This window comes from Streptomyces hydrogenans (genome assembly GCF_014656075.1).
GTDB classification, from domain to species: domain Bacteria; phylum Actinomycetota; class Actinomycetes; order Streptomycetales; family Streptomycetaceae; genus Streptomyces; species Streptomyces hydrogenans.
This window is the reverse complement of sequence record NZ_BNBS01000015.1, coordinates 18,120-41,014: the sequence shown is the minus strand read 5'-3', so window position 1 is coordinate 41,014 and position 22,895 is coordinate 18,120. Positions and strand designations below refer to the sequence as shown.

Here is a 22,895-nt window from a genome sequence, read left to right as displayed (position 1 = left end):
GACGCCGGGAGAGCCGACGGTCACCCCTCCGAGCGCTCCACGGCGATGCCCAGCCGCTCGGCGACCGAGGTGAGCGCCTTCCCGAGCGGCAGGGCGACCCGGGCCGCGGCGAGCGTGTCCCCCCGCGTCGCGTCCCTGTTGACGATCACCACGGGCGTACCGGCCTGAGCCGCCTGCCGGACGAACCGCAGCCCCGACATCACCGTCAGCGACGAACCCAGCACCAGCACCGACGCGGCGCCCCGCACCAGCTCCCGGCAGCGCTCCACCCGCTCCGCGGGCACGGTCTCGCCGAAGAACACCACGTCGGGCTTGAGCACCCCGCCGCACACCACGCACGGCACCACGTGGAAGTCCGCGACCTGCTCGTCCGTGAGGTCGGCGTCCCCGTCGGGATTGACCGCGGCGGGCACCGGATCGAACCCCGGATTGGCCTCCTCCAGGCGCCGCGCGAGCTCCCGCCGCGCGCTCACGTCCCCGCAGGACAGGCACACGACCCGGTCGAGACCGCCGTGCAGCTCCACGACCCCGTCGCTCCCGGCGGCCCGGTGCAGCCCGTCGACGTTCTGCGTGATGACCCCGGTCAGCAGCCCGGCCCGCCCGAAGGCGGCCACGGCCCGGTGCCCGTCGTTGGGCCGCGCCCGCCCGAAGGTCCGCCACCCGAGGTGGCTGCGAGCCCAGTACCGCCGCCGCGCCCGCTCGCCACCGGTGAAGTCCTGGTACGTCATCGGCGTGTGCCGGGCCAGGCTGCCGCCCTCGCCCCGGTAGTCCGGGATCCCCGACTCCGTGGAGATCCCGGCCCCGCTGAGCACCAGCACCCCGCCGCCCCGCACCACGTCGACCACCGGCTCCAGGTCCGTCGTCCCCGGCGGCAGGTCCCCGGTCGGTGTCCAGCTCAAAGTCGGCCGCATACGCATGCCGCCAGCGTACGGAACGAGCCGCCCGCTTTCCTTGCGACGGGCGCCGGGGCCGGGCGGGTGGAGGTGGCGACCGGACGCCGGCGCCTACCGGGCCGGGGCGCCGCCCAGCCGGACCGTGGCCCCGAGGCGCACCCGGTGGCAGTCTCGGGGCGGCCGCCCCCGCACGGGCCCGGCCCTCGTGCGGGGGCGGCCGGATCGCCGACGGGACCGGGCGGGACCGCCTCAGGTGGTGGACCAGTCCCGGGTGGAGAGCACGAGCAGATAGCCGTCCGGGTCCTGGAGCGTCACACCCCACGTGTCCCAGTACGGATTGTGGGCCGGGACGCGCTTGCCGCCGTGCTCCTCGATCCGGCGCACCAGCGCGTCGGGGACCTCCTCGCCGAGGTACACCACGAGCAGGTCCTCGGGGGTCGGCCGGGGCTCCATCGGGTCGGCCGGGTCGCGGACGAGTTCGAGGTGCCAAGCGCCGCCGGGCCAGCCGACCATGAGCAGGTCGTGCACGCCGGGCGTGCCGTCGGCCACGTGCCGGTACTGGACGTCCAGCCCGAGCCCCGACACCCAGAAACGTTCCGCCGCCTCCAGGTCGCGGGACGGGCGTGCGATGCGGATGTGGGCCGTGGCGTCGGCGGGCACGGAGACCTCCTGGTAAGGCGCGGCTCAGGCGAACCGGCGGGCGTCACCGAGCGTAGCGAGCCGCCGACGGCTCGCCCATCGGGCGCTGGTCCTACACCGGTCGGACGACCCGGCCCGGGGCCGCGGCCCGATCCGGAACCCCGCCCGACCACGACGGCCGGTCCGAGCCTCTGACGGGTCCGAGAGGGCGGTCGGCTCGCCGGCCCGCCCACCCCCCCGCCTCCCCTCCCGGAACCGTCGGCGTCACACCGGCCGACGGTAGGGTCGTCGGATGTCCGAAGCACCCGAAGCACCCGAAGCACCCGAAGTACCCGAAGTACCCGCGGTCCCCGAGACGTTCGACCGTGCCATGGCCGTGTGGCAGGAGTGGCAGGAGGCCCCGTGGGGGCGGCTGCGTTACGCGACCGCCGAGGCGAACCTCGTGCGGCACGTCGAGGTGCTCGGGGGCGGCCCGTCGCGCGTGCTCGACCTGGCGGGCGGTGACGGCGGGGACGCCGTACGGCTCGCGGCGCGCGGGCACCACGTGACGATCGTCGACCACGCCCCCGCGATGCTCGCCGCCGCGGCCGAACGGGCGGCGGCGGCCGGGCTGACGGAGCGCGTCACCTGCGTCGAGGGCGATGTGCACCGGCTGCCCGACGACCTCGCCGGCGGCGGCTTCGACGTGGTGCTGTGCCACAACCTCCTCGCCTACACGGACGATGCCCGCCACACCCTCGCCGCGTCCCTGGCCCCGCTGCGGCCGGGCGGCCTCTTCTCGCTGATGGCGATCAACCGTCACTCGCAGCCGCTGACCCTCGCCGTACGCGAACTCGACCTGCCCGCGGCGCTGGCCGCACTCGAATCCGACCGGGCCGGGACCCGGATGTTCGGCTCGTCGCTGGCCCTGCACACGGCCGAGGAACTCACCGGTCACCTCACGGACCTGGGGTGCGAGGAGGTGCGCCACTACGGCATCCGCAACGTCTGCGACCACATCACCGACGACGCCCGCAAGTACGATCCCGCGTTCTACGCCGACCTGGAGCGCCTCGAACTCGCCCTCACCGGCCGCCACCCCCACATGCACACCGCGCGTCTCCTCCAGCTGATCGGGCGGAAGAGCGCGCGGTGAAGCGCCGCGCCGCCGGGGCGCGGACGGAGGTCACGCGTCGGCGGGCTCCGCGAGCCGGTCCAGTTCGCGCATCGCCTGGGAGTGCGCGCTCATCCGGCGGCTGACGATGCCGGTCGTGAACAGGGCCACGCCGGCGATCGAGACCGGGAGGGACAGCCCGAGGACGGCGAGCGCCTCCGGCCAGTCGCGCTCGGACTGGCACCAACTGCCGCGGGCGACGCCCTGGTTGGCGGTGGAGCGGTCGGTCAGCAGGCGCGACTCGCACTGGGCGGGGTGCTTGTCGTCGGGCTTCCGGTCGACCTCGTACGACGTGAGCAGCAGCACCGCGCACCAGGCCCACAGGAGCGCGGCCACGCCCAGCAGCCCCAGACCCCACTGGCTCGTTCGTCGGGCACGGTCGCGGAAGTCGAGGTCGAAGTCACGTGATCGCATGGCCGACGAATCTAGCAGCGGGCCCCGACGGGCCGGTGGGCGACGTCCGTCCGGGGCGCATTGACAACACCAGTGCGTGGATCGCGGTCGTCCCGGTGTTGGACGGGGCGGGAGCCGGGACGCGAAGCTGATCTTCGTCACCCCACCTCCCCACCCGTGAAACGAGGCCGTCCCATGGACGACGTTTTCGAGACGACGAACGGTGCGGTCCGGGGATTCCGGCCCGCGGAGGACGTCGTCGCCGCGCTCGGCATCCCGTACGCGGCACCCCCGTTCGGCGCCGCCCGGTTCCGCGCGCCGCGCCCGGCCCCGCCGTGGCGCGGAGTCCGGGACGGCACGGCCTTCGGGCCGGTCGCCCCGCAGTCGGCGGAGCTTCCCGGCGCGCCCTCCTGGAGGCCCGGCGACGAGGACGTCCTCACCGTCAACGTCTGGACCCCGACACCCACCACCGACCCCCTGCCCGTCCTGGTCTGGATCCACGGGGGCGCCTACACCTTCGGCTCCTCCGCCCAGCCCGACTTCGACGGCACAGCGCTCGCCCGCACCGGCCTCGTCGTCGTCACGCTGAACTACCGGCTCGGCTTCGAGGGCTTCGGGCACGTCCCCACGGCCTCCCGATCCGGCTTCGGCTCCGGCCCCGACGCGCCCGTGTCCGCGGACTCCGACGCGCACGTGTCCACGGACTCCGAAGCGGACGCCGACTTCGAGGCGGACGCCGACGCGGAATCCGACGGCACCGCCCCGCCCGACAACCGGGGGCTGCTCGACCTGGTCGCCGCCCTGCGCTGGGTCCGCGACGACATCGGGGCGTTCGGCGGCGACCCGGGGAACGTCACCCTCGCCGGCCAGTCCTCCGGCGCCACCGCGGTGGCCTGCCTGATGGTGATGGAGCAAGCCCGCGGCCTGTTCCGCCGCGCGATCGCGCACAGCCCCGCCAGCCCCTTCCACACGCGGGAGATCGCCGCCTCGACCACCCGCGAGATCGCCGCGGCGGCAGGCTGCGAAGCCACTCCGGCCGGCCTCGCGTCGGCGACGCCACAGGCCCTGGTCGCGGCCTCGGACCAGGTGGTCGACGCGTACCGGCACGACCCCTCCTCCGGCTCCCGGCACTACGACCCCTCCCTCTTCGCCCCGGTCCTCGGCGGCGCGACCCTGCCCGTCGACCCCCTCACCGCCCTCGCGGCGGGAGCGGCCCGGGACGTGGACCTGCTGCTCTGCCACACCACGGAGGAGTACTGGCTCCTCGACGCCGTCGGCAGCTGCGCGAAGCTCACCACGCACGCGCGCATCGACCGCTTCGCCGAGGACTTCGGGCTCGCCGGGGACGTGGTCGAGGGCTACCGTTCCGCACGGCCCGGCGCCCCCGTCCGCGACGTCCACCTCGCCCTCTTCGGCGATCTGCTCTTCGGCGAGTTCACCCACCGCCTCGCCGAGGCCCATGCCGCCGGCGGCGGGCGCGCCCACCTCTCCGTGTTCGACCGCCGTCGCGGGGGAGCGGACCGTACGCCCGTCCGGGCCTGGCACTGCGCGGACATCCCCTTCGCCTTCGGCAACCTCGACGACGACCGCCTCTCCTTCCTCATCGGAGGCGCCCCCGGCCCCGAGGACCACGAACTGGCCCACCGCATGGTCCGCGCCTGGTCCGGCTTCGCCGCGACCGGCGACCCGGGCTGGGCCCCCGTCGCCGGCACCACGACGCGGACCGCCCACGTCTGGGCGCCCGCGGACCAGCCGGCGGCGGACCGCCGCCCCGTCCCCGACCGCGCCCTCTGGGCCACGACCGACTTCCCCGTCCTGCGCCCCTGAACGCGCACCCGGAGGCCTCGACGCGGCGTAAACCGGTTGCGGCGCAAACGCCGGGCCCGGTGAGCTGAACCCATGGACGGTGCCACGGAGGACACGCGACGGTCACGGCGAGCACTCCGCGCGTCCGGGGACGCGGCACCCTCGGCAGCGCCGTGGCGAAGCACCGCCGTGCTCCTCGCCCTCATGCTGGCCGCCTTCACCTTCAACACCGCCGAGAACCTGCCGGTCGGCCTCCTGGAACGCGTCTCCGAGAGCCTCGATGTGCCGCTCCCGACCGTCGGACTGCTGGTCACCGGTTACGGCCTGACGGTCGCGGTCGCCTCCGTGCCCCTCGCCCACCTCGTGCGGAAGGTGCCGCGCCGCCACGTCCTCTCGGGCGTCCTGGCCGCGCTCGTCGTCTCCAGCGCGGGCGCCGCGCTGGCCGCCTCGTACGGGCAGCTCCTCGCGGCCCGGCTACTCACCGCGCTCGCCCAGGCGCTCTTCTGGGCCGTGATGGGTCCCGTAGCGGTCGGCCTGTTCGCCCCCGGGGCCCGCGGGCGCGTCGTGGCGGCGCTCTCCCTGGCCGGCTCACTCGCCCTCGTGCTCGGCGTCCCCGCCGGGAGCCTGCTCGGCCGCACCACCACCTGGCAGGTGCCCGTCGCCGCGCTCGCGCTCCTGGGACTCGTCTCCCTGGTGACGGTCGCCGCCCTCCTCCCGACCGCACGGCCGGAGGAGGAGGCGGCGGCCTACGGGACGAACCCCGACCGCCGCGCGTTCAGAACCGTCCTGGCGGCCGGATTCCTCTCCTCCGCGGGCGCGTTCGCCGGATTCACGTACCTCGTGACGTACCTCGGCGACGTGAGCGGATTCTCCCCGGGCGCGACCGACACCCTCCTCGTCCTCCTCGGCGTCGCCTGCCTGGCCGGCGTCGGCGTCACCGGCGCACTGCTGGACCGCTTCCCCCGCCAGGCGCTCACCACCGCCGTGACCGTCCAGGCGACCGGCATGCTCGGCCTCTACGCCACCGGCCCGCACCAGGGCGCGGCGGTGGCCTTCCTCATCCTGATGGGCGCCGCGCTCGGCCCCGTCTTCATGGCCACCCAGAACGCGATGCTCCACTGCGCCCCCGGCCGCACGGACCTAGCCCTCGCCGCGAACTCCGGCGCCTACAACGCCGGCATCGCCGCAGGCGCCGCCCTGGGATCAGCCACCGTGACCCTCGCCGACCTCCGCACCACCTTCCTCACCGGCGGTCTCCTGACCACAACCTCCTGCACACTCCTCCTCCTCCTCCTGACCCCCCGAGTCCGGCTCCGCCCGTCCAACCCGCGCGCGATCACCTAGAACGTCATCTCATTTGGCGATCCTGCGATAGCGGATAAGGGTGCAGGCGATGCTGGTGAAGGCGAGGAAATGGTCGGCTTTGCGTTCGTAGCGCCGGTGGATGCGTCGGCAGCCGGCGAGCCGGGCCATGGTTCGCTCGATGGTCCAGCGGTGGCGGCCCAGCGGCTTCGAGGACTCGACACCCTTGCGGGCGATGCGGTGGGTGATGCCATGCTGACGTAACCATCGCCGAGCCGTACTTGCCCCGGTCCATAGGATTCGGACCTGTCAAGTCCCCGTTTTCAAGGCCCGTATGTTCACCGAGTCGATCGCGCAGCGGGTCCAGTCCAGCTCGCCCCGGGCGCCGAGCACCACGCGGTGGAGCTTGGCCTACACCCGGGCCTTCGACCATTCGCTGAACCGTCGATGGGCTGTTGCCCCTGACAGCCCGAACGACGCTGTCGGAAGCTGCTGCCATGTGCAGTCCGACGTGGCCACGAACACGATCGCGGCCAGCACCTCCCGGTCACCATGCCGACGCCGGCCACCGCCCTGAGGCCGCGACGGCGCCTCCGGCATCACCCGCTGGAACAGCTCCCACAGCTCATCCGGCACCAGCCGCTCCACAATCCCCACGATCTGTCGCGCCTACGCCTCGCTGGAGCAGATGGTCTCGGTCCAGGTCGCCTGGAGGTCACGGCAGACAAGGGTGAGGGTGCCGTCCCAGCAGGCGATCTTGTGGCTGCAGCCGTCCCTGTGCGGCAGGATCTCGTCGAGGATCACCGTCCCGAGGTCCGCTCCCCGATCCTCGTCAACGGGATCGATGATGAAGCTGGATACCCCTGCGTAGCGGATCAGCAGGTCCTGGTCGTGCTTCCAGCAGTTGTGCTGGAACTCGACCTCCATCTCCTCACCGCCGACGCCCCGGACAGCCCGGAGCGTCAGGTCCTTCACGCATCGCCTGCTGCTGAAGTCGTAGTGGTCCGGGTCCGTGGCGAAGGCCCGGGCGCCTGGCGGCAGGTCACCGGAGATCGAAGGCAGGTGGCTCAGGTAGCGAGCCGGGTCCAAGACCCCTGACAGGTCGCCGATCTGCGCATCGAGATTGACGTACTCCATCGACCTTCGCCCCCGCTCATGACTTCCCACCGGCCGACGAAATCGTCGCACAGACACGCCAAATGAGATGACGTCGTGGAGCGCTACTCGCGCAGGATCAGTCTGCATGGGAGCTCGAATCCGGCACGGCCGTAGAGAGCTGCCGCTTGCCCTTCCTGACGCGGTTGGCACGCCCTTGGCCCTGCCACGAAGCCATCGCGTCGCCATGCCGGCACGTTCACGGGAGGAGTCCTTCGTTCACGGCTCGGTTGTGGAGGCGCTGGTGCCACTCGTTGGCTTCCGGTCCTGGGGTGGTGGTCAGGACGGGGTTCGGGCCGGTCTCGATGAGATGGAGGAGCGTCCAGGCGACGCCGTAGCAGTCGTCCGGGCCGAAGCAGGCGACGAGCGCACGTGCTTCCTCTTCTGTGACCGGCTTCTGAATCGCTTCGAGCTGTTCCACGCGCCTTTCGATCTCTTCTTCGCTCGCGTCCCAGTCGGGGAGCGGGCCGTCGGTGACGAACGTCTGCACTTCGGGTCTCATGCGCGCATGATGGGCCGCCCTCGCCCTCATGAGCAAAGCGTCTTAGCTGGTCAGGTCGCCGTCATGAGCCATCGCGCCACTACGGTCGCCGTTTTCGCCACCGGCTGCGCCGCCCCCCCCACGCCGTCCCCGTCCACGACACGACCGGCCTTGCCGCCGAGGCCGGCTCTGAGGTTCCTGCCTCGGCAGCGAGGAGAGCGGCACGCGGAAGGCGTCGGGCCGCGGGGGAGACGAGTCGCATCGCCCCCGCGGCCCGGTGGGAACCTCAGACGCAGCGTCCGTCCATCCAGTTGGTGAGGCCCGGTGTCCACGAGGTGGCCAGACGGGTCACGTCGGCGTCCAGCGCCCGCTGCCAGGCGGCGTAGTTGCCGGAGGCCGGCGGCGGCGGCTCCTGCCAGCCGATGGCGTCGTACCAGGCGGGGTGGCCGGTGAGGGCCTTGGAGAGACCTGCGGCGGCGATCCGGTCCTTGAGGTCCAGCTCCAGGTCCGCGTCATGCGTGTAGATCATGATTTCCTGGGACGCGATGCGTTCCTTGATCGGGTCGAGCACCTCGCTCCAGGCCGTCTCCCGGACCGACGGGTCGCTGCTGCGGAGAATCTCCTTCGTTTCCGGCTTCACCTCCACCAGCACGACCATGCCGAGGGCTTTGGCGCTGTCGAGCCACTCGCGGAACGTGTACACGGTCTCGCCCGCGTAGGGGCCGCGCGTGATGGTGCGTCCGTTGAGCGGGTTCGACCCGCTCGCCCACGTCAGCTCCGAGATGGGGGCGGACGATCCGGTGAGCCCGTAGGTGGTTCTGTTGTGCCACATCACGGCCTTGGTGCCGTTCTTGGTCAGCCGCAGATCGGCCTCCACCCCGGCCGCACCCCAGCTCTTCTCCTGGGCGAGGCCCCTGGGGTGGTTCGCCGCACGGATCTGGTCTTCCTGCCAGCCATCCGCCTCGGTGGGCCACCCGCCGTGCCCGAACACCGCGGGACAGTAGGGCAGCGGGGTGGGGCTGGTGTACCCCTCCATCATGTGCACCTGACTGAAGGTCCAGTTGCCGGGCTCGGACTCCCAACTGTGCAGGGGATCGTCGAGGTTACCGTCGGAATCGGCGGTGAAGGTGATCGTCTTCACCCGTCCGTCGGCGTAGCCGTAGAGAGTGGCCAGGTCGTCGCGGCCGTCCCCGTTGTAGTCACCGGTGAGGATCTTCATCCGCGAACGATCGTACGAGCCCGCCGGGCGGGTCAGCATCTCCCGTCGGGCGCCGAACTTTCCGTCCGTGCCGAGACGGAAGCCGATCACCGCGTCGTGTCCGTCCGCGTAGTCGTACCACGCGGCCAGATCGTCACGGCCGTCACCGTCGAAGTCACCCGCGTGCAGACTCGCCTGCCGGAACGTCCAGCCCGTGGACTCATAGCCGTGTACGGGCTCGGCGAACCCGCCGTCGGTCCTTCCGGCCCAGTACATCAGCTTCACGCTGCCGTCCCGGTACCCGTACAGCGCCGCGAGATCGTCGCGGCCGTCCCCGTTGAAGTCACCGGTGGCGAACTTCATGCGGTTGACGTACCAGCCGTCGGCGGCGACCCGCTCGAAGGAGGAGGTGTGCGGGCCGAAACCACCGTCCGTGCGAGCGAGCATCGTGAAGAGTCTGTCGTTGCCGTTTCCGTAGGCGTACCACACGGCGACGTCGTCGCGGCCGTCCCCGTTGAAGTCGCCGGCCTGCACGGTCATGGCGTCGAAGTACCAGTTGCCCGGCGCCGCGGTCCAGGAATGGAGAGCATTCCCGAATGTGCCGTCTCCACGGCCGAGCCAGGTCAGCAGGGTGACCCGGCCGTCCTCGTAACCGTAGAAGGCCGCGAGGTCGCCGATACCGTCTCCGTTGAAGTCGCCGGTGAGGCGCTTCATGTTCTCGACCCAGTAGTTGCCCGCGGGCGTCTCCCAGCCCACCCCGGGCGCGGCGAAAGCGCCGTTCGAGCCCGCGAGGAAGGTGCGTACGGCGTCGTGCCCGTCCGCGTAGTCGTACCAGGCGGCCAGATCGCTGCGGCCGTCCCGGTTGTAGTCGTGACGGGCACCGGTGCCGGCCGACCGGACGCCGGTCCCCGGCCCGGCCACCGCAACGGCCGGCGCTTCCGCCGGGCCGTCGAATGCCGCGGCCGTCCCCGCCGGTTGCTCAGGCGTGGCGGTCGCGCTACCGGCGCCCGTGGACAGGCCGAACAGAGCTAAGCACAGCGCGGCCGCGCCCGCTGCTATGGAAGGTCTCCTCATCCAGCTCTTCACATCCCTTGCCGTAGAACGAGAGAAAGAAACGCACCCCTCGGCGGGGTGCGTGGGGAGGGAGTCCCGTCCGGCCGGATCGTTCATCCCGCCACAGTCGTGGGGAAGATGACGATCCACGCCTGCGGCGGGCCGCGGATCATTAGATCATTCAAGATTCTTCGATCGGGCTATCTCCTTTGGCTCGGGGCCTGTTGAGCCTGGCGGACGGCGAGGAGCGGCTGGTGCCGGGTGGGCCGGCGCGTCCTCACGCAACTACCGGTCTTCGGCGCACGTGCGGGTCGTCCTCGACGCCGGGCACGACACCCGTGACGGCCTCCGCCACACGGTCCAAGCTGTCGACCACAGGCGCGACCAAGGTCTCTCCTCATAGTCGAACCCGCCTCTAAACCGACCCTGACCTGCCAGGACGCAACGCCTGCTCCGCAAAGCGCCGCAGAGTGAGTGCCGAAAGTATTTCCGGAGCGACTGTTTGGTCGCTTCGCTAGGGTGCGGCCATGGTGAACTACGTGCTGGTTGCAGGTGCGCGGCTCGGATCGTGGGCGTGGGACGAGGTGGTGCCGTATCTGGGAGCGGCCGGCCACGGCGTCTACCCGCTGACGCTGTCCGGTCTCGCCGAGAAGCAAGGCGTGCCGGCCGGGCAGCAGACCCACGTGCAGGACATCGTCGACGAGGTCGAGCGTCTGGATCTGCGCGAGGTCGTCCTGGTGGGTCACAGTTACTCGGGTATCCCGGTCGGTCAGGCCGCCGAGCGGGTCGGCGACCGGCTGGCAGGCGTGGTCTTCGTCGACTCCAGTGTTCCGGCCGATGGCGAAGCGTTCGCCTCCTCCTGGCCGGACGGCGGGGCGATGCTGAGGGCGTCGCTCGCCGACAACGGGGGATTCTGGCCGGTCGCACCGGCGACGCACTTCGAGGACCACGGTCTCACCGATGAGCAGATCGCACGGATCGTTCGCGGCTCGACGCCGCACCCGGGCGCCACGCTGACCGAACCCGCCGTGCTGGAACGGCCGCTCGATCACCTCCCGGCGACGTACATCAAGTGCACGCTCGGTGACCCCGAGCCGAGCGACGACGTGGCAAAGCTCCTGGGCGGCGAGGACTGGCGGCTCGTCGAGATGGACACCGGCCACTGGCCGATGTTCTCCCAGCCGCGCGAACTGGCGCAGATCCTCCTCGACACGGTCGGCGAGTGACCGCGGCTCCACGCTTGCGGACTCCTCCTTCCGGGACATGACGGTCCTGGAGCAGAACGATCGCCCGACAGCCCGTGACTGCGCCCGCACCCTGACGGAAGTGGGCCGACCCGGCTCGGCCCGACCCGGCTCGGCTCGGCCCGACCCGGCCCGGCCCGGCTCGCGTTTCGTCCCGCGTCGTTGGTTCCGGTGCTGCGGCCGCCGGGACCCGGACCGTGTGGGGAAGGACCTGTACGCGGCGAGCCGGTGGGCCACGGTTCAGCGGGCCATCTGTTCGGCTTCGCTGACGCCACCGGGCGTGAGCGGGACGACACGGTGATGCCCGCGACGACCACGTCGGCCAGTCCCGCCTCCATACCCCTGCGCGGGGCCTGCCGGCACGATCCAGGCCAAGCCTGTTCGATTCTCGTGCGCAGGGGTATGCCCTGCTCTGCCGACCATACGTCAGGGCGCGGACCGGACCGGATCTGGCTGATGGGGGAACCGTGCGCACTCGCGTGTCCGGACTGGGCTTCGGTCCGATCCGAGGGGACTACGCCCTCATGACCTTGTTCGCGGGCACCCTGCTGCAGATACTCCGGGGATTCCTGCTGATCGCCTGGGTCGTCATGGCCGGTTTCACCGTGTTCACCCCCGACCAGGTCGACGGGAACCTCGCCTGGACGACTACGGTGGTGATCACGGTCTACGCCGTGAGGTTTGGATGGCTTGGGCTGACCGCCCGGCTCGGCATGAACCGGTGTTACCTCCTGATGGAGGGGGTGGCCGTGACCAACCGCTTCGGCCGGGTGACCGATTCCGTGGCCTGGAGCGACGTGACCGGTATTCAGCAGACAACGGTCGTGGAACTCTACATGGGAGCGCATCGCATGGAGATCCACCGGAACCAGTCCGCCAAACCCCTCACGTTCCTGGCACCCGGCGTGAAATCATGACTGGTGGAAGCGCTGCTCACCGAGGGCCGCCGCGCGGGAGCTCTGCAGTGAGGGGCACCGGGTTCCCGGGCCGTGGCCACTTGCTTGGGCGAGCGCTGCAGCATCCGCCCCGCGTCGTCCGCAAGGGCGTTGAGTCCTCACATTGGCTGGGTCGGCACCGGTGGGTGGTCGTGAGAACCGTGCCCTCCGGGCCGGCCGGTTGCCGAAGTTCCCCCGCCGCTAAGGGCTGTCCCGTAACGCTTCGGGTGTCCCGGCTGCTACTTGTGAGGCGGCAGGGGACATGATGACCTCGTGATGTACAGCTCGCAGGCACCTCCGACCCGGATCCCGGGCTATGACGGCGGTCCCCTCCACCACCAGCCCGACCTCCTGGGTGAGCACCTGTTCTGGCTGGGCCACCTGCACAGCTACTACTCCGAGAGCGAAGAGGCTGAGGAGTTCGTCGGCGATGCGGACGAACAGGAGGCTGGCGCCTTGCAATCGCGCCTACTGGGAGGCAACACCTGGCCCACCTTCATGGTGCCGCTCGCCGGCGACCATCGCCTGTATGTGGTGTATCGCGCCTTCGCGGAGGACGAGGGCATCGACTACCTGCTGCACCACCCGAGCTGGGATGCTGCCGAGCGCCTCGCCCAGGACGAAGGGCACTTCATGGGACCCGGCCTGTCCTGGTCCGAGCTGATCGCCGCAGCGGACAACGGCCTGCCGGGCGGCAGCACCACCGACCCCCACGCCCGACTGCTACTTCTGATGCCGGCGTTCGGCGATGATGCCGTGCCGGGCAGCGCCGTCGAGCGCCTGGGCGCGGCGTTGCGCGCCCGCACCCGAGTCGAGGCGCCCGAGCAACTTGCCGCGGTGCTCCTGGAGGATCAGGGGCCATGTGGTCCCGCGCACTGGACTTCGGCCGAGGGAAGCTACCCGATCAACGACGGTGACTACTCCTTCCGCAACCCTGCTAATCACTTTGCCTGGCCGGCCACGCGTCTGGCCCGAGTCGCCGCCGCCCTGACACCCTGACGGCCCGACCGAGGGACGAAGAGTAGGTCCGCACGAAGAGCCGCCCGATCACGTCGGGCATTGCCTGGAATGATCAGGTCGTGTCTGGTGTGATCACGGCGTCCGAGCCGTCCTAATCCGGTGATAGCGGCAGCTCTGAGAGACGTACGCCCGGCCTGTTCGAGCAGCAGAGGTTGGCCGTGATGGCGGTCACGTGAGTGCCGGGCTGACGCCTTGAGTCGTCCGGGGACTTGATCCCTATATCCCGAGCGGTGATGCCCGACGCTCTCGTGACCGTCACCATCGTCAACACTGCCCGCTTGATCACTCGTTGGTGTCTGTGGTGCGAGCCCGCTGCATGGTGACCCCTCGTAATGCCCGAGCCGTTTTAGCTCCAACGCAGACCGGGGCCCGTGCGGTGAGCTGGTGCCACGAACAGCTACTGAGGTGGCGGACCGGCTTCGTGTCGAGTCCTTGGATTAGGTCGCTGCGTGGTTCCGCATGAGCTCGTGACCAGCACGAGAACCCGAGCACGGGGAGGGGAAAGATCTTGTTTTACTGCGGCATCGACTGGGCGGAGAAGACGCACGACGTCGCCCTGGTCGACGACAGCGGCCAGTTGGTGGCCAAGCGGCATATCACCGATGACGTCGCTGGCTACAAGATCCTGCTGGATCTGCTCGCTGAGTACGGCGACACGGAGGAGGCCCCGATTCCGGTCGCGATCGAGACATCCCGGGGCCTGCTGGTCGCGGTGCTGCGGACTAGCAAACGACACGTGTTCGTGATCAACCCGATGGCCGCGGCCCGCTACCGAGACCGTCACTCCGTCTCGCGCAAGAAGTCCGATCCGGGCGACGCCCTGGTCCTGGCCAACGTGCTGCGGACCGACATGCATGCTCACCGGCCGCTTCCCCAGGACAGCGATCTCGCCCGCTCCGTCGCCGTCCTCGCCCGCGCCCAGCAGGACGCGACCTGGAACCGCCAGCAGATCGCCAACCAGCTCCGCTCCCTGCTGCGCGAGTACTACCCGGCCGCTCTCGCGGCCGTCGAATCCTGGAAGAACGGGCTTTGCCGATCCGAGGCCCACCAGCTCCTCAGGCTGGCCCCGACGCCGGCCAAGGCTGCTCGGCTCACGCGCACACAGTTACAGGCCGCGCTCAAGCGGGCCGGTCGTCAGCGGGGCATCGCCGCCGACGCCGAGCGGCTGCTTGAGGTCTTCCGAACCGAGTGGGCCCACCAGCCGCCGTTGGTCGAGGACGCCCTCGGCAAGCAGATGCTTGCCCTCCTGATTCAGCTGGAGGCGGCCTGCACCGCAGCCGACAACCTTGCCGAGGCGGTCGAAGAGGCATTCCCGCAACACCCGGACGCTGAGATCATCCTCAGCTTCCCCGGCCTCGGTGCCCAGCTCGGCGCCCGGGTGCTTGCCGAGATCGGGGACGACCGACAGCGGTTCGCCGACGCCCGCGGTCTGAAGGCCTACGCCGGCGCCTCGCCTATCACCCGGGCGTCTGGCAAGAAGTCCAGCGTCACCCGACGCTGGGTGAAGAACGACCGTCTCAACCATGCCGGATACCTCTGGGCGTTCTCCGCGATCACCGCCTCGCCGGGTGCCAAAGCCCACTACCGGCGACGACGCGACAACCACGCAGACTGGCACGCCGCCGCCCAGCGCAACCTCTTCAACCGCCAATGCCACGAAGTTAGCGCCGCGGCCGCCGCGTCAAGGGCGGGTCCAAGATGGGTGGCTCTGGCAGTGCAGAGCGTGATCCCCGGGTAGGAGGAAGTCGATCAAGACGTTCCTGAACAGGGGATCCGTTGTCGAGTCAGTCCTCCACGTTCACCATGACGCGTTCTGCGACAGTTGCCGCAGGCGCCTTCGCGCCGGGACACCTTGGCGGGCTGACTCAGCACATACCGTTCGAGCTCGTTGACGACGTCCTCGAACAGACCAGAACCGTTCAGGTACGTGTCCGTACGCTTCCGTCGCGGGTCGGCATCTACTTCATCCTGGCCATGGGACTGTTCCCCACGCTCGGATACCGGCGGGTGTGGGACAAGCTCGTGGCCGGCCTGTCGGACCTGGACCTCTGCACTCCCTCGGAAGCCGCCCTGCGACAGCTGCGCCGACGTCTGGGGCCAGAGCCGATGAGGGCTCTGTTCGACGTTCTGGCGGTGCCGCTGGCTCGACCCTCAACGCCCGGCGTCAGCTATCGGCGCTGGCGGACAGTAGCGTTCGACGGCTGCAGTTCCCTCAAGGCTCCCGACCTGCCACGCATCCGGGCTCTGCTGGGCAAGGTCCGCCACCACTGGGGCATGTCCGGCTACCCGTCCTTGAGGCTGACCGTCCTGTGCGAAACCGGGACCCGTGGGCTGCTCGGTGCGGTCTTCGGCCCGTCCGAGAGCGGAGAAACCGTCCAGGCAACCCAGCTGCTGCCCAGGCTGACCCCGCAGATGCTCCTCCTTGCAGACCGGGCCTTTGACGGAGACGACTTCCTGCGCGCCGTCGCCGGCACCGGCTCTCAGTTCCTGGTCAGACTGTGTGCCCATCGACGCCCTGCGGTTCTGGCGGTTCTTCCCGATGGGTCCTACCTAACCCGTTTCCACGGTTTGCGTGTCCGCGTCATCGACGCCGACATCACCCTCACCACCAGCAGCGGACAGCGCATCACCGGCCGCTACCGGCTCGCGACGACGCTCTTGGACCACCGCCACGACCCCGCCGAGGTTCTGGTCCGTCTCTACCACGAGCGCTGGGAGATCGAGTCGGCCTTCTACTCACTGCGACACACCCTGCTGACCGGACGGGTCCTGCGTTCCCAAGAACCGCGCGGACTCGAGCAGGAAGTATGGGCTCTGCTCACTCTCTATCAGGCGCTCCGCATGGCGATGGTCGAGGCCGTCGAGGCCGTGCCCGGGGCCGACCCGGACCGGGCAAGCTTCACCGTCGCCCTTCAAGCCGCCCGCGACCAGGTGATCCGCGCCGACCACGTCCTGCCGGCCTCGTCGGACCACGCCGCAAGCGGCATTTCCACTGCCGTCTTGTCCGCGCTGCTGCCGCCCAGGCGGTCACGCACCAGCGCCCGGAAGGTCAAGTGCCCGACCTCCCGCTATCCGGCGAATCCGACCAGTGAGCACCCCCTGACCAGCCAAAACATCACCATGCTTGCCGTCGAGATCCACGCCCAGCCCCCGTCATCCGCAGCACCCGGACGGAGCGGGCAACGCAATCAAGTCCTCCAGCACATGCGAACCGAACCCCACAGGTCTTGGCATGCGCGCGAGCTGGCCACGGCCCTTGGCTTCCCCCACTACGACAGCTTCTGCGTCCAGCTGGGTCGCTGGACAAGGGAAGGTCTTCTCGAGAAGGTCTCGAACGCGACCTACAAGATCGCCTCCGACTGCCTACCGTCTCAGCGTTCGCCTACCGACAGACACCGCCCTTGACGCGGCGGCCGCGGCGCTAACTTCGTGGCATTGCTTCAACCGCATGATCGGCCAGCTCTATCACTGCCTCCAGCAAGACGAGCGCTTTGACGAGGCACTTGCTTTCCCATCTCCGCCCGACGAGGTGGGCACAGCGCCCGCCTAACCAGAGGTCGGATCTCACCGGCACAGGTAAGGAGCATGCCTAGCGGGTCAGGCGGCCCAACACGGCACGGAACCTCTCCCGCCCTGCAGCGACGCTCGCGTCCCACAGACCTGAGGCGTCACCGCGCAGCGAGAGGGTCTGGAGCCGTCGTTCCTCGGCGAGGAAGCGGGCCCCTGGCACGTTCTGGTCGAGCATGCCCATTGCGGTGAGCACCGCATGGCCGCAGGACACCGCGTCGTCAGCGTTTCCCGAGCTGTGGGCCAACATGGCATACCGCAAGCAGAGCGCAGCGAAGAAGGCGTAGATGTCGGCGACATCGGTGATCCCCTCCTCGTTCGGCTGAAGCTCCGGGAACCGCTCCAACTGGCGCACGCCGTTCGCCGCGTCGGCGAGCGGCCGGTCGGCATGCCAGAGATCGCGAACAGACTCCGCATAGAAGTCCAGGTCGGCTTCGCGCCCCGGCTCGCCGGCCCTCAGGCCCACGAACAGTGGCGCCATGCGTTCGGCGCAGGCGGCGACATACAGGCGGATCGCCTCGCCGCCCCCGTCATAAAGTGCCTCCGCGACGGCCCCCTCCACCAGCTTCTCCACGTCCCACCCTCAATCCCGTTCGAACAGATCGACAGGCTACACAGCGGGCTGAAGAGCGCAGCTTGACGAGTTCGGACCCTGAGGTGTCTGGATAGCCCCGTTCAGCGGGTTGAGCCCGCGGAAGTTCGGCAAGTTGCTAACCCAGTTGCGCCGCGAGGGTGTCGACGCCGGTGGGCGGGGTCGGCCGTGGAAGCTGTCGCTGGAGGACCGGGTGCTGCTGGTCACCGCGTACTGGCGGACGAACCTGACCATGCGGCAGCTGGCCCCACTGTTCGGGGTGTCGAAATCGGCTGCTGACCGGGTGATCGATGACCTCGGGCCGAAGCTCGCCCTACAGCCCCGCCGGCGGTTCGCCACGGACACCGTGCTGATCGTGGACGGCACGCTGGTCCCCACCCGCGATCACGAGGTGGCCGAGCAGTCGAAGAACTACCGCTACTCCACCAATCACCAGGTGGTCATCGACGCCGACAGCCGCCTGGTCGTGGCGGTCGGCCGGCCGCTGCCGGGCAACCGCAACGACTGTCGGGCCTGGGCGGAATCCGGTGCGAAGGCCGCGGTCGGCAACGCCACGACGATCGCTGACGGCGGATATCCCGGCACGGGGCTGGTGATGCCGCACCGCCGCCGAAGGGGCGAGGAACTACCTGCGTGGAAGCAGACCCACAACAAGTCCCACAAACAGGTCCGAGCCCGCGTTGAACACTGCTTCGCCCGCATGAAGACCTACAAGATCCTGCGTGACTGCCGCCTACGCGGTGACGGCGTCCACCACGCCATGCTCGGCATAGCCCGCCTGCACAACCTCACCATCGCCGGATAGGCGAGACCGCCCAGGGACGAGCACGTCGCGTCCAGTCGGAAGATCATTTAAGGGACAGCCCTTAGGCAAGCTTCGTACTGCTTAGCCTTCGTCGTTATAGCCGCAGTCCATAATGGCTACCACCGGCTGGCGCCTCTGCTCAAGGCCTGAGCCGGTTCTGCTGTACGTCGAAGCAGACCAGCCTCATGGACTACGCAGCGGCTGCTGCAAAGGCAGACGCCTCCTCGGCCGTCCTCCACCGCATGGGGAAGTTGATCAGCGGCCCCCTGGCCTCGCCGATCAACAGTCCGGTGGACCAGGGCGAGGAGTCCTCCTCGCCCTCGGTGAGGTCGCACCACCGCTCAAGCAGCACGGCGACTTCGGCGAATTGGGGCCGGGGTCGAGCTGTGACTTCGATACCCCGAACAGCAGGGCCGGTTGGCGCATGATCAGGCTAACTGATCGTTTCAGAATGAGGTTCATAGGCGTCGCAAGCAAATGATGCTGCAGGCGAGTTGAAGCAGCCCGAGGTGGAGGTAGGCGCGTATCTCGTAGCGGATGCGGAGGCGTTTGAACTGGTGGAGCCAGGCGAAGGTCCGTTCGACGACCCACCGTGTCTTGCCCAGTCCGGAGCCGTCCGAGACGCCGCGTCGGGCGATCTTCGGTGTGATGCCGCGGGCTCTGAGGATGCGCCGGTACTTGTCGTAGTCGTAGCCGCGGTCGGCGAACAGCCGACCCGGCCGGTGGCGAGGCCGCCCCCGGACTCCGCGGATGCGGGGGATCGCGTCCAGCAGGGGCGTCAGCTGGGTGACGTCGTGCCGGTTTCCGTCGGTCAGCGAGACGGCAAGAGGGGCGCCGTGCCGGTCGATGATCAGATGGTGCTTGCTGCCCGGCCGCGCACGGTCGACCGGCGAAGGTCCGGTGTGAGCCCCCCTTTCAGGGCCCGGACGTGCGAGCCGTCGATCGCGCAGTCGTCCATGTCCAACAGACCCGCCCTGCGCAGCTCGGCCAGAAGAACCTCGTGCAGTCGGGGCCAGACGCCGGCCTCGGTCCAGTCCCGCAGCCGCCGCCAGGCCGTCACCCCACTGCAGCCGGTCCGCTCGGCCGGCACGTCCCTCCAGCTCACATTCTTGCGCAGCACGTAAACGATGCCTCGCAAGGCGGCACGGTCGTCCGCGGGCAGGCGTCCGGGATACCGTGTTGCCGCGGCGGACGGGGTGGCAGCAGTGGGGCGACGCGTTCCCACAGCTCATCAGGCACAAGATCATCTGACACCCGCACCACTCTGCCGCCACCAGCCCCGACCGCCAAGCCCCGACGCTGAACTCACCCTGGAACGATCAGTTGGAGTCTGAGCGCAGTCCCAAGGCGCTGTGCTGAATCACGCCGGCCGGGGCATCAGCAGAGCGTGACTTTCGACGGGCCAACTCCACCAGCCTCGATCGGAGCTCCGGCGCTGGTTCGCCAAGCACAATGGCAGTGATCACCAGCTCAAGCATGACGCAGTCATAGGCGTCGTCCGTGCCTCCGTAGCGTTCGCCATCACGCTCAACCACGGCACTCGCGATCCGCCATCCACCACTATCAACCGGTGCGAAGGTCGCCGCGAAGACTCCGTAACCGGTCCAGCTTCGATGGAAGAAGACGACCTCACCCTCTGTAAAGACGTCCCACTTCTCGTCCATGTCCTTTGCCCCGTAGCCATGCTGGATTCGCTCCCAGTCCTCATCTGACCAGATCCGCTGAGGCAGCTCCGACATCGGCCGAGGATCTGATATCGGCTGGACGCGACACATGGACCGAGTTACACGCTTGTCAGCAGGCATGGAGCGATCTTACGGACGAGGTCGAGCTCGACAGCAAACTCCTCGTCACCCTCATTGTGAAACGAGCTCGTTAGTCCGCAGTATGCGACCTGCGGCATCGGCGCCCTCTCGGCGCAACTGCGCCACCAACTTGCCGAAAGCGCGTGGGCTCAGCCCGGTGAACGGGGCTATCCAAGACGGCTCGGACGCCGTGATCACATCAGCCCTGCGTCGATCATTTCAGTTGCCGGACCCTCTGCCCGCGGCCGATCCTTGCCGCCTGACGAGCAAGGAGGGGCGGGATGGGACTCGTACTGTTTCCCGGAGATGGTGACGTGAGCAGTCCGGACATCGACTGGTCCTACAGCGGCTTCTCCGCATTCCGCACGTGGCTGTCCCAGGCCGAGGGCTTCGCCCTCTCAGACATGTGCGGCTTCGGTGGCGAGCGCCCGTGGAGCAGCGTCTCCACCACGTTGGAGCCGCTGCTTGACCACCCGGACGATGCCGGACCCGACCTCACGCCAGCCCAATGCGCGGCCATGCTGCCCCGCCTGGAAGCGATCATCAACCAACAGGACGACAGCGATCCGATCGCCCGCAAGCACGCCGGCGAGGTCCGTCGGCTGATCGTCGTGATGAAGCTCTGCCTTGAGAAGGACGTCGCCCTCCTTTTCGGCTGATGTCGATCAAGACATCCTCGTCGAGAGCGACCCGTACTTGCGGGACAGCCCTTGAGACTGCCCCGCAGACAGCACGGCCCGCCGAGGAGCCCAAGAGCGTTTGCTTTGCCGGTGATCCGTACGGGGTGCCCGGGGCGCGGAGGACTCGCTGGTCAGGAATCCTCGCGGGGTACCGGGCGGAGCACAGGGTCGATCGTCGTCAGGGTGGAGTGGAGGCGTCGAGCGCCACGGGCGGTGCGGGTATCGGGGGTGGTCGACAGTTCCTCGGTCAGGCGCACGGCCTCGTCCAGGTCGTCCGCGAAGATGCTGAAGACGTCGACGACGGCGGTGTGGATCCAGTCCGCGTGGTTGTCCTGGGCGACGGCCAGCGCGGACGCGACGATCGTCAGTCCGGCCCGGTCCTTCCGGCGGAGCAGGCTCTCCGCGGTCCGCCGGGTGACGTACGTGTCGCCGGGGTCGAGCACCAGCGCCAGCAGTGGCTCCACGGCTTCCGGGGTCTCGGCGAACGCCGCGAGTCCGTGACCGGCATCCGCCCGGTCGCGCCAGTCCTCGCTCCGCGCCAGTGCGCCGAGCGTCATGACGGCCGAAAGCCGCAGGTCATTGTTGATGGGTCCACCCCGTCGTGCGCCGCCCCTGCCGTGATCCGCGTCAAGGTATCACCGGGTCGTCCGGCCGGGGCCCGACGACGGGCCGGGGAGGAGGCGGCGGGCGGTCACCAGGTGGGTTGCCGCCGGCGCCCCGTGGACGCCGGCCTCGCCGATGAGTGGGCCGCCCAAGGCGCGGTGGGCCGTCCAGCCCTGGGCGCGGCGGAGCCATGCTGGGCCTACGGCCGGTCCGTGGGCGGGGTGGACGCGGTCGACGGAGCCGTCAGGGAGGCGAATGCACGGGGAGGCGACCGCCTGCGCGCAGGGCGGATCACCCGCGCACAGATCGCCGAAGTCGATCACCTCGCAGAGGGTGCCCTCCCGCGTGGACGGGGTCCTCGCCGTCCTGCCGCCCGTGGGCGACGGCATCGCCTTCCGATACGAGCGCGGCGAGGTCGACTACCGCCGCGTCCGTCCTGACGGATGCTGCCCGCACGGGAAGGCCCTGCCGTGGGCGGAGTCCGCGATGGCCGCCCGCGAGGTGGGTAGGGGCGGGTGAACTCCCGCGCGCCCAAGCCGTCCGCGTGGCCGCTCCTGTCGAGGGCAGCGGGCTGGAGCGCACCGGCGAGGCAAGCGCCCGCATGGACACGGGCGTCGTTTGCCGGCGCAGGGTGGGCCACCTGGAAGTGGCTCACCCGCGCCCTCGACACGTGGTGCACGGGACAGGGGAGTGGTTGGTCCCGGCCTGGTGGGGCCGGGGCCACCGCCGTTCGTCAGGAACCCGATGGAGGCGGTGGCGGAGGTGGTGGCACGGTCGGCTTCGGGGGGATGCGGGGGCGGTTCGGCGGCAGGGCCGCGGGTGGCGGGGGCGGTGGGGGAGGCGCCGAGGGCGGGCCGCCTGCGCGGGGGCGAGCGGTTCGCGTCGGCGGTGCGGCCGGTGGCGGGGGGAGCGGTGCCGGTGGCGGCGGTGTCTCCGTGGGTGGGAGGACAGGGCCGCCGGAACGGAGCCGGGCGATGGTGAGTTCGCGGCGGCGGCGCGCGTCCGGGGCCTCGTCGCGGGCGAAGGTCAGCCGGATGCCGCGCCAGCCGGCGCTCTCCGCGATGACCGGCCGGTAGCCGAGCGCGTGCCCGATCGCCTCGGCCCGCTGCTTGCTCGCCGACGTGTAGCCGCGCCGGAACATCAGCTGGACACGGGCGGCGCCGTCGAACCGCCTGCGCATCTCGTCGTCATCCACGGTGCCCGTGCTCCCCTCCGGTAGAGAACGGCGGATCGGCCCGCTCCGTGATCCGTCCGCACCGGGATCCTCGCACGTCCTTGCCGCATCCGCCGACGTGCGTCCGCCCTCGTTCCTCCGGCTCGACGAGAGGTCGTGTTAGTGATCTGTTGATGCCCGTCGGCACGATGGTGACCACAGGACGGGGCGCCCCAGGGAACCCCGTCCGCTCCGCCGGAGACCTCACCGGCAGGTGGGTCATGACGGGTTGTCCCCGCGCGGGCGGGGGAGCTCGGCGGGCGGCCCGTCGACGGTGGAGCGCACCGAGGACCGGGCGGTCCGGGACGGAGGGGTTCCGGGCCGCCCGCCCGTGCCTCGGCCGCCGCGCCCGTCTCTC

At 70.0% G+C, this 22,895-nt stretch carries 20 protein-coding genes and 5 pseudogenes; 12 read left to right on the top strand and 13 right to left on the bottom strand.

Annotation, left to right across the window (positions count from 1 at the left end):
• Positions 1 to 20: 20 nt before the first annotated feature.
• Entirely contained in the window at positions 21 to 917 is an 897-nt protein-coding gene (locus tag IE321_RS09350; RefSeq protein ID WP_107063364.1) for an NAD-dependent protein deacetylase, read from the bottom strand.
• A gap of 225 nt (positions 918 to 1,142) precedes the next feature.
• On the bottom strand, positions 1,143 to 1,553 hold the full coding sequence (locus IE321_RS09345; RefSeq protein WP_190222449.1) for a VOC family protein: 411 nt from the start codon (positions 1,551 to 1,553) through the stop codon (positions 1,143 to 1,145).
• Positions 1,554 to 1,824: 271 nt separating this feature from the next.
• On the opposite strand from IE321_RS09345, the gene IE321_RS09340 reads away from it, so the two are divergent.
• Positions 1,825 to 2,667 carry a class I SAM-dependent methyltransferase gene (locus tag IE321_RS09340; protein ID WP_229916352.1) on the top strand — a complete coding sequence of 281 codons (843 nt, stop codon included), beginning with the start codon at positions 1,825 to 1,827 and terminating at the stop codon, positions 2,665 to 2,667.
• A 30-nt stretch (positions 2,668 to 2,697) separates the two neighbouring features.
• On the opposite strand, the gene IE321_RS09335 is transcribed toward IE321_RS09340, so the two are convergent.
• On the bottom strand, positions 2,698 to 3,099 hold the full coding sequence (locus IE321_RS09335; RefSeq protein WP_043229926.1) for a hypothetical protein: 402 nt from the start codon (positions 3,097 to 3,099) through the stop codon (positions 2,698 to 2,700).
• Between the two features lie 174 nt (positions 3,100 to 3,273).
• Here IE321_RS09335 and IE321_RS09330 point away from each other — a divergent pair, with 174 nt between their 5' ends.
• The gene (locus tag IE321_RS09330) at positions 3,274 to 4,905 is read left to right on the top strand and encodes a carboxylesterase/lipase family protein (RefSeq protein ID WP_190222447.1); all 1,632 of its coding nucleotides are present in this window, start codon (positions 3,274 to 3,276) and stop codon (positions 4,903 to 4,905) included.
• A gap of 183 nt (positions 4,906 to 5,088) precedes the next feature.
• Entirely contained in the window at positions 5,089 to 6,228 is a 1,140-nt protein-coding gene (locus tag IE321_RS09325; protein ID WP_190222487.1) for an MFS transporter, read from the top strand.
• Positions 6,229 to 6,237: 9 nt separating this feature from the next.
• On the opposite strand, the pseudogene IE321_RS09320 reads toward IE321_RS09325, so the two are convergent.
• From IE321_RS09320 to IE321_RS09305, 4 genes and pseudogenes are all read right to left on the bottom strand, one after another.
• Positions 6,238 to 6,846, bottom strand: a pseudogene (locus IE321_RS09320) (transposase).
• Between the two features lie 9 nt (positions 6,847 to 6,855).
• The gene (locus tag IE321_RS09315) at positions 6,856 to 7,323 is read right to left on the bottom strand and encodes a hypothetical protein (protein WP_190222446.1); all 468 of its coding nucleotides are present in this window, start codon (positions 7,321 to 7,323) and stop codon (positions 6,856 to 6,858) included.
• Positions 7,324 to 7,540: 217 nt separating this feature from the next.
• Complete coding sequence (locus IE321_RS09310) at positions 7,541 to 7,843, bottom strand: hypothetical protein (protein ID WP_190222445.1); 303 nt, start codon at positions 7,841 to 7,843, stop codon at positions 7,541 to 7,543.
• Positions 7,844 to 8,108: 265 nt separating this feature from the next.
• A complete protein-coding gene (locus tag IE321_RS09305; protein WP_226652949.1) occupies positions 8,109 to 10,106 on the bottom strand; it encodes an FG-GAP-like repeat-containing protein in 1,998 nt (665 codons plus the stop codon).
• Positions 10,107 to 10,600: 494 nt separating this feature from the next.
• Here IE321_RS09305 and IE321_RS09300 point away from each other — a divergent pair, with 494 nt between their 5' ends.
• The 6 genes and pseudogenes from IE321_RS09300 (at position 10,601) to IE321_RS09275 (ending at position 16,677) form a co-directional block, all read left to right on the top strand.
• Positions 10,601 to 11,299, top strand: coding sequence for an alpha/beta fold hydrolase (locus IE321_RS09300; protein WP_190222443.1), 699 nt, complete (start codon positions 10,601 to 10,603; stop codon positions 11,297 to 11,299).
• Between the two features lie 542 nt (positions 11,300 to 11,841).
• Positions 11,842 to 12,234, top strand: a complete 393-nt coding sequence (locus tag IE321_RS09295) for a hypothetical protein (protein ID WP_226652948.1) — start codon at positions 11,842 to 11,844, stop codon at positions 12,232 to 12,234.
• Positions 12,235 to 12,323: 89 nt separating this feature from the next.
• Positions 12,324 to 12,416, top strand: a pseudogene (locus IE321_RS09290) (IS5/IS1182 family transposase); the annotation flags it as partial.
• Between the two features lie 112 nt (positions 12,417 to 12,528).
• Complete coding sequence (locus tag IE321_RS09285; RefSeq protein ID WP_190222486.1) at positions 12,529 to 13,251, top strand: hypothetical protein; 723 nt, start codon at positions 12,529 to 12,531, stop codon at positions 13,249 to 13,251.
• A gap of 529 nt (positions 13,252 to 13,780) precedes the next feature.
• A pseudogene (locus IE321_RS09280) lies at positions 13,781 to 14,920 on the top strand (IS110 family RNA-guided transposase); the annotation flags it as partial.
• A gap of 128 nt (positions 14,921 to 15,048) precedes the next feature.
• Positions 15,049 to 16,677, top strand: coding sequence for an IS4 family transposase (locus IE321_RS09275; RefSeq protein WP_308076846.1), 1,629 nt, complete (start codon positions 15,049 to 15,051; stop codon positions 16,675 to 16,677).
• 184 nt (positions 16,678 to 16,861) lie between these two features.
• On the opposite strand, the gene IE321_RS09270 is transcribed toward IE321_RS09275, so the two are convergent.
• Entirely contained in the window at positions 16,862 to 17,413 is a 552-nt protein-coding gene (locus tag IE321_RS09270) for a hypothetical protein (protein WP_226652947.1), read from the bottom strand.
• Between the two features lie 91 nt (positions 17,414 to 17,504).
• Here IE321_RS09270 and IE321_RS09265 point away from each other — a divergent pair, with 91 nt between their 5' ends.
• On the top strand, positions 17,505 to 18,236 hold the full coding sequence (locus tag IE321_RS09265; protein WP_190222484.1) for a transposase: 732 nt from the start codon (positions 17,505 to 17,507) through the stop codon (positions 18,234 to 18,236).
• Positions 18,237 to 18,426: 190 nt separating this feature from the next.
• Here the strand turns inward: IE321_RS09265 and IE321_RS09260 are convergent, their stop codons facing one another.
• The 4 genes and pseudogenes from IE321_RS09260 to IE321_RS09245 form a co-directional block, all read right to left on the bottom strand.
• Positions 18,427 to 18,588 carry a hypothetical protein gene (locus tag IE321_RS09260; protein WP_190222440.1) on the bottom strand — a complete coding sequence of 54 codons (162 nt, stop codon included), beginning with the start codon at positions 18,586 to 18,588 and terminating at the stop codon, positions 18,427 to 18,429.
• A gap of 106 nt (positions 18,589 to 18,694) precedes the next feature.
• A pseudogene (locus IE321_RS09255) lies at positions 18,695 to 19,490 on the bottom strand (IS5 family transposase).
• Positions 19,491 to 19,555: 65 nt separating this feature from the next.
• Positions 19,556 to 19,975 (bottom strand): hypothetical protein, encoded by a 420-nt coding sequence (locus IE321_RS09250; protein WP_190222439.1) that lies wholly within the window; start codon positions 19,973 to 19,975, stop codon positions 19,556 to 19,558.
• Positions 19,976 to 20,134: 159 nt separating this feature from the next.
• Positions 20,135 to 20,239 (bottom strand): annotated as a pseudogene (locus IE321_RS09245) (IS5/IS1182 family transposase); the annotation flags it as partial.
• 83 nt (positions 20,240 to 20,322) lie between these two features.
• On the opposite strand from IE321_RS09245, the gene IE321_RS09240 reads away from it, so the two are divergent.
• Positions 20,323 to 20,700 (top strand): hypothetical protein, encoded by a 378-nt coding sequence (locus IE321_RS09240; RefSeq protein WP_190222438.1) that lies wholly within the window; start codon positions 20,323 to 20,325, stop codon positions 20,698 to 20,700.
• Between the two features lie 152 nt (positions 20,701 to 20,852).
• Here IE321_RS09240 and IE321_RS09235 read toward each other — a convergent pair whose 3' ends face one another.
• Positions 20,853 to 21,278 (bottom strand): hypothetical protein, encoded by a 426-nt coding sequence (locus IE321_RS09235; protein WP_043229913.1) that lies wholly within the window; start codon positions 21,276 to 21,278, stop codon positions 20,853 to 20,855.
• A 391-nt stretch (positions 21,279 to 21,669) separates the two neighbouring features.
• Here IE321_RS09235 and IE321_RS09230 point away from each other — a divergent pair, with 391 nt between their 5' ends.
• Positions 21,670 to 21,843, top strand: a complete 174-nt coding sequence (locus IE321_RS09230; protein WP_190222437.1) for a hypothetical protein — start codon at positions 21,670 to 21,672, stop codon at positions 21,841 to 21,843.
• Positions 21,844 to 22,895: the final 1,052 nt, after the last annotated feature.

Excerpts from the sequence above, each read along its gene's own strand:
- IE321_RS09350 (WP_107063364.1), bottom strand. The coding sequence starts at position 917 with ATGCGTATGCGGCCGACTTTGAGCTGGACACCGACCGGGGACCTGCCG.
- IE321_RS09340 (WP_229916352.1), top strand. The coding sequence starts at position 1,825 with ATGTCCGAAGCACCCGAAGCACCCGAAGCACCCGAAGTACCCGAAGTA.
- IE321_RS09335 (WP_043229926.1), bottom strand. The coding sequence starts at position 3,099 with ATGCGATCACGTGACTTCGACCTCGACTTCCGCGACCGTGCCCGACGA.
- IE321_RS09330 (WP_190222447.1), top strand. The coding sequence starts at position 3,274 with ATGGACGACGTTTTCGAGACGACGAACGGTGCGGTCCGGGGATTCCGG.
- IE321_RS09325 (WP_190222487.1), top strand. The coding sequence starts at position 5,089 with ATGCTGGCCGCCTTCACCTTCAACACCGCCGAGAACCTGCCGGTCGGC.
- IE321_RS09315 (WP_190222446.1), bottom strand. The coding sequence starts at position 7,323 with ATGGAGTACGTCAATCTCGATGCGCAGATCGGCGACCTGTCAGGGGTC.
- IE321_RS09310 (WP_190222445.1), bottom strand. The coding sequence starts at position 7,843 with ATGAGACCCGAAGTGCAGACGTTCGTCACCGACGGCCCGCTCCCCGAC.
- IE321_RS09300 (WP_190222443.1), top strand. The coding sequence starts at position 10,601 with ATGGTGAACTACGTGCTGGTTGCAGGTGCGCGGCTCGGATCGTGGGCG.
- IE321_RS09295 (WP_226652948.1), top strand. The coding sequence starts at position 11,842 with ATGACCTTGTTCGCGGGCACCCTGCTGCAGATACTCCGGGGATTCCTG.
- IE321_RS09285 (WP_190222486.1), top strand. The coding sequence starts at position 12,529 with ATGTACAGCTCGCAGGCACCTCCGACCCGGATCCCGGGCTATGACGGC.
- IE321_RS09250 (WP_190222439.1), bottom strand. The coding sequence starts at position 19,975 with ATGTCGGAGCTGCCTCAGCGGATCTGGTCAGATGAGGACTGGGAGCGA.
- IE321_RS09240 (WP_190222438.1), top strand. The coding sequence starts at position 20,323 with ATGGGACTCGTACTGTTTCCCGGAGATGGTGACGTGAGCAGTCCGGAC.
- IE321_RS09235 (WP_043229913.1), bottom strand. The coding sequence starts at position 21,278 with ATGACGCTCGGCGCACTGGCGCGGAGCGAGGACTGGCGCGACCGGGCG.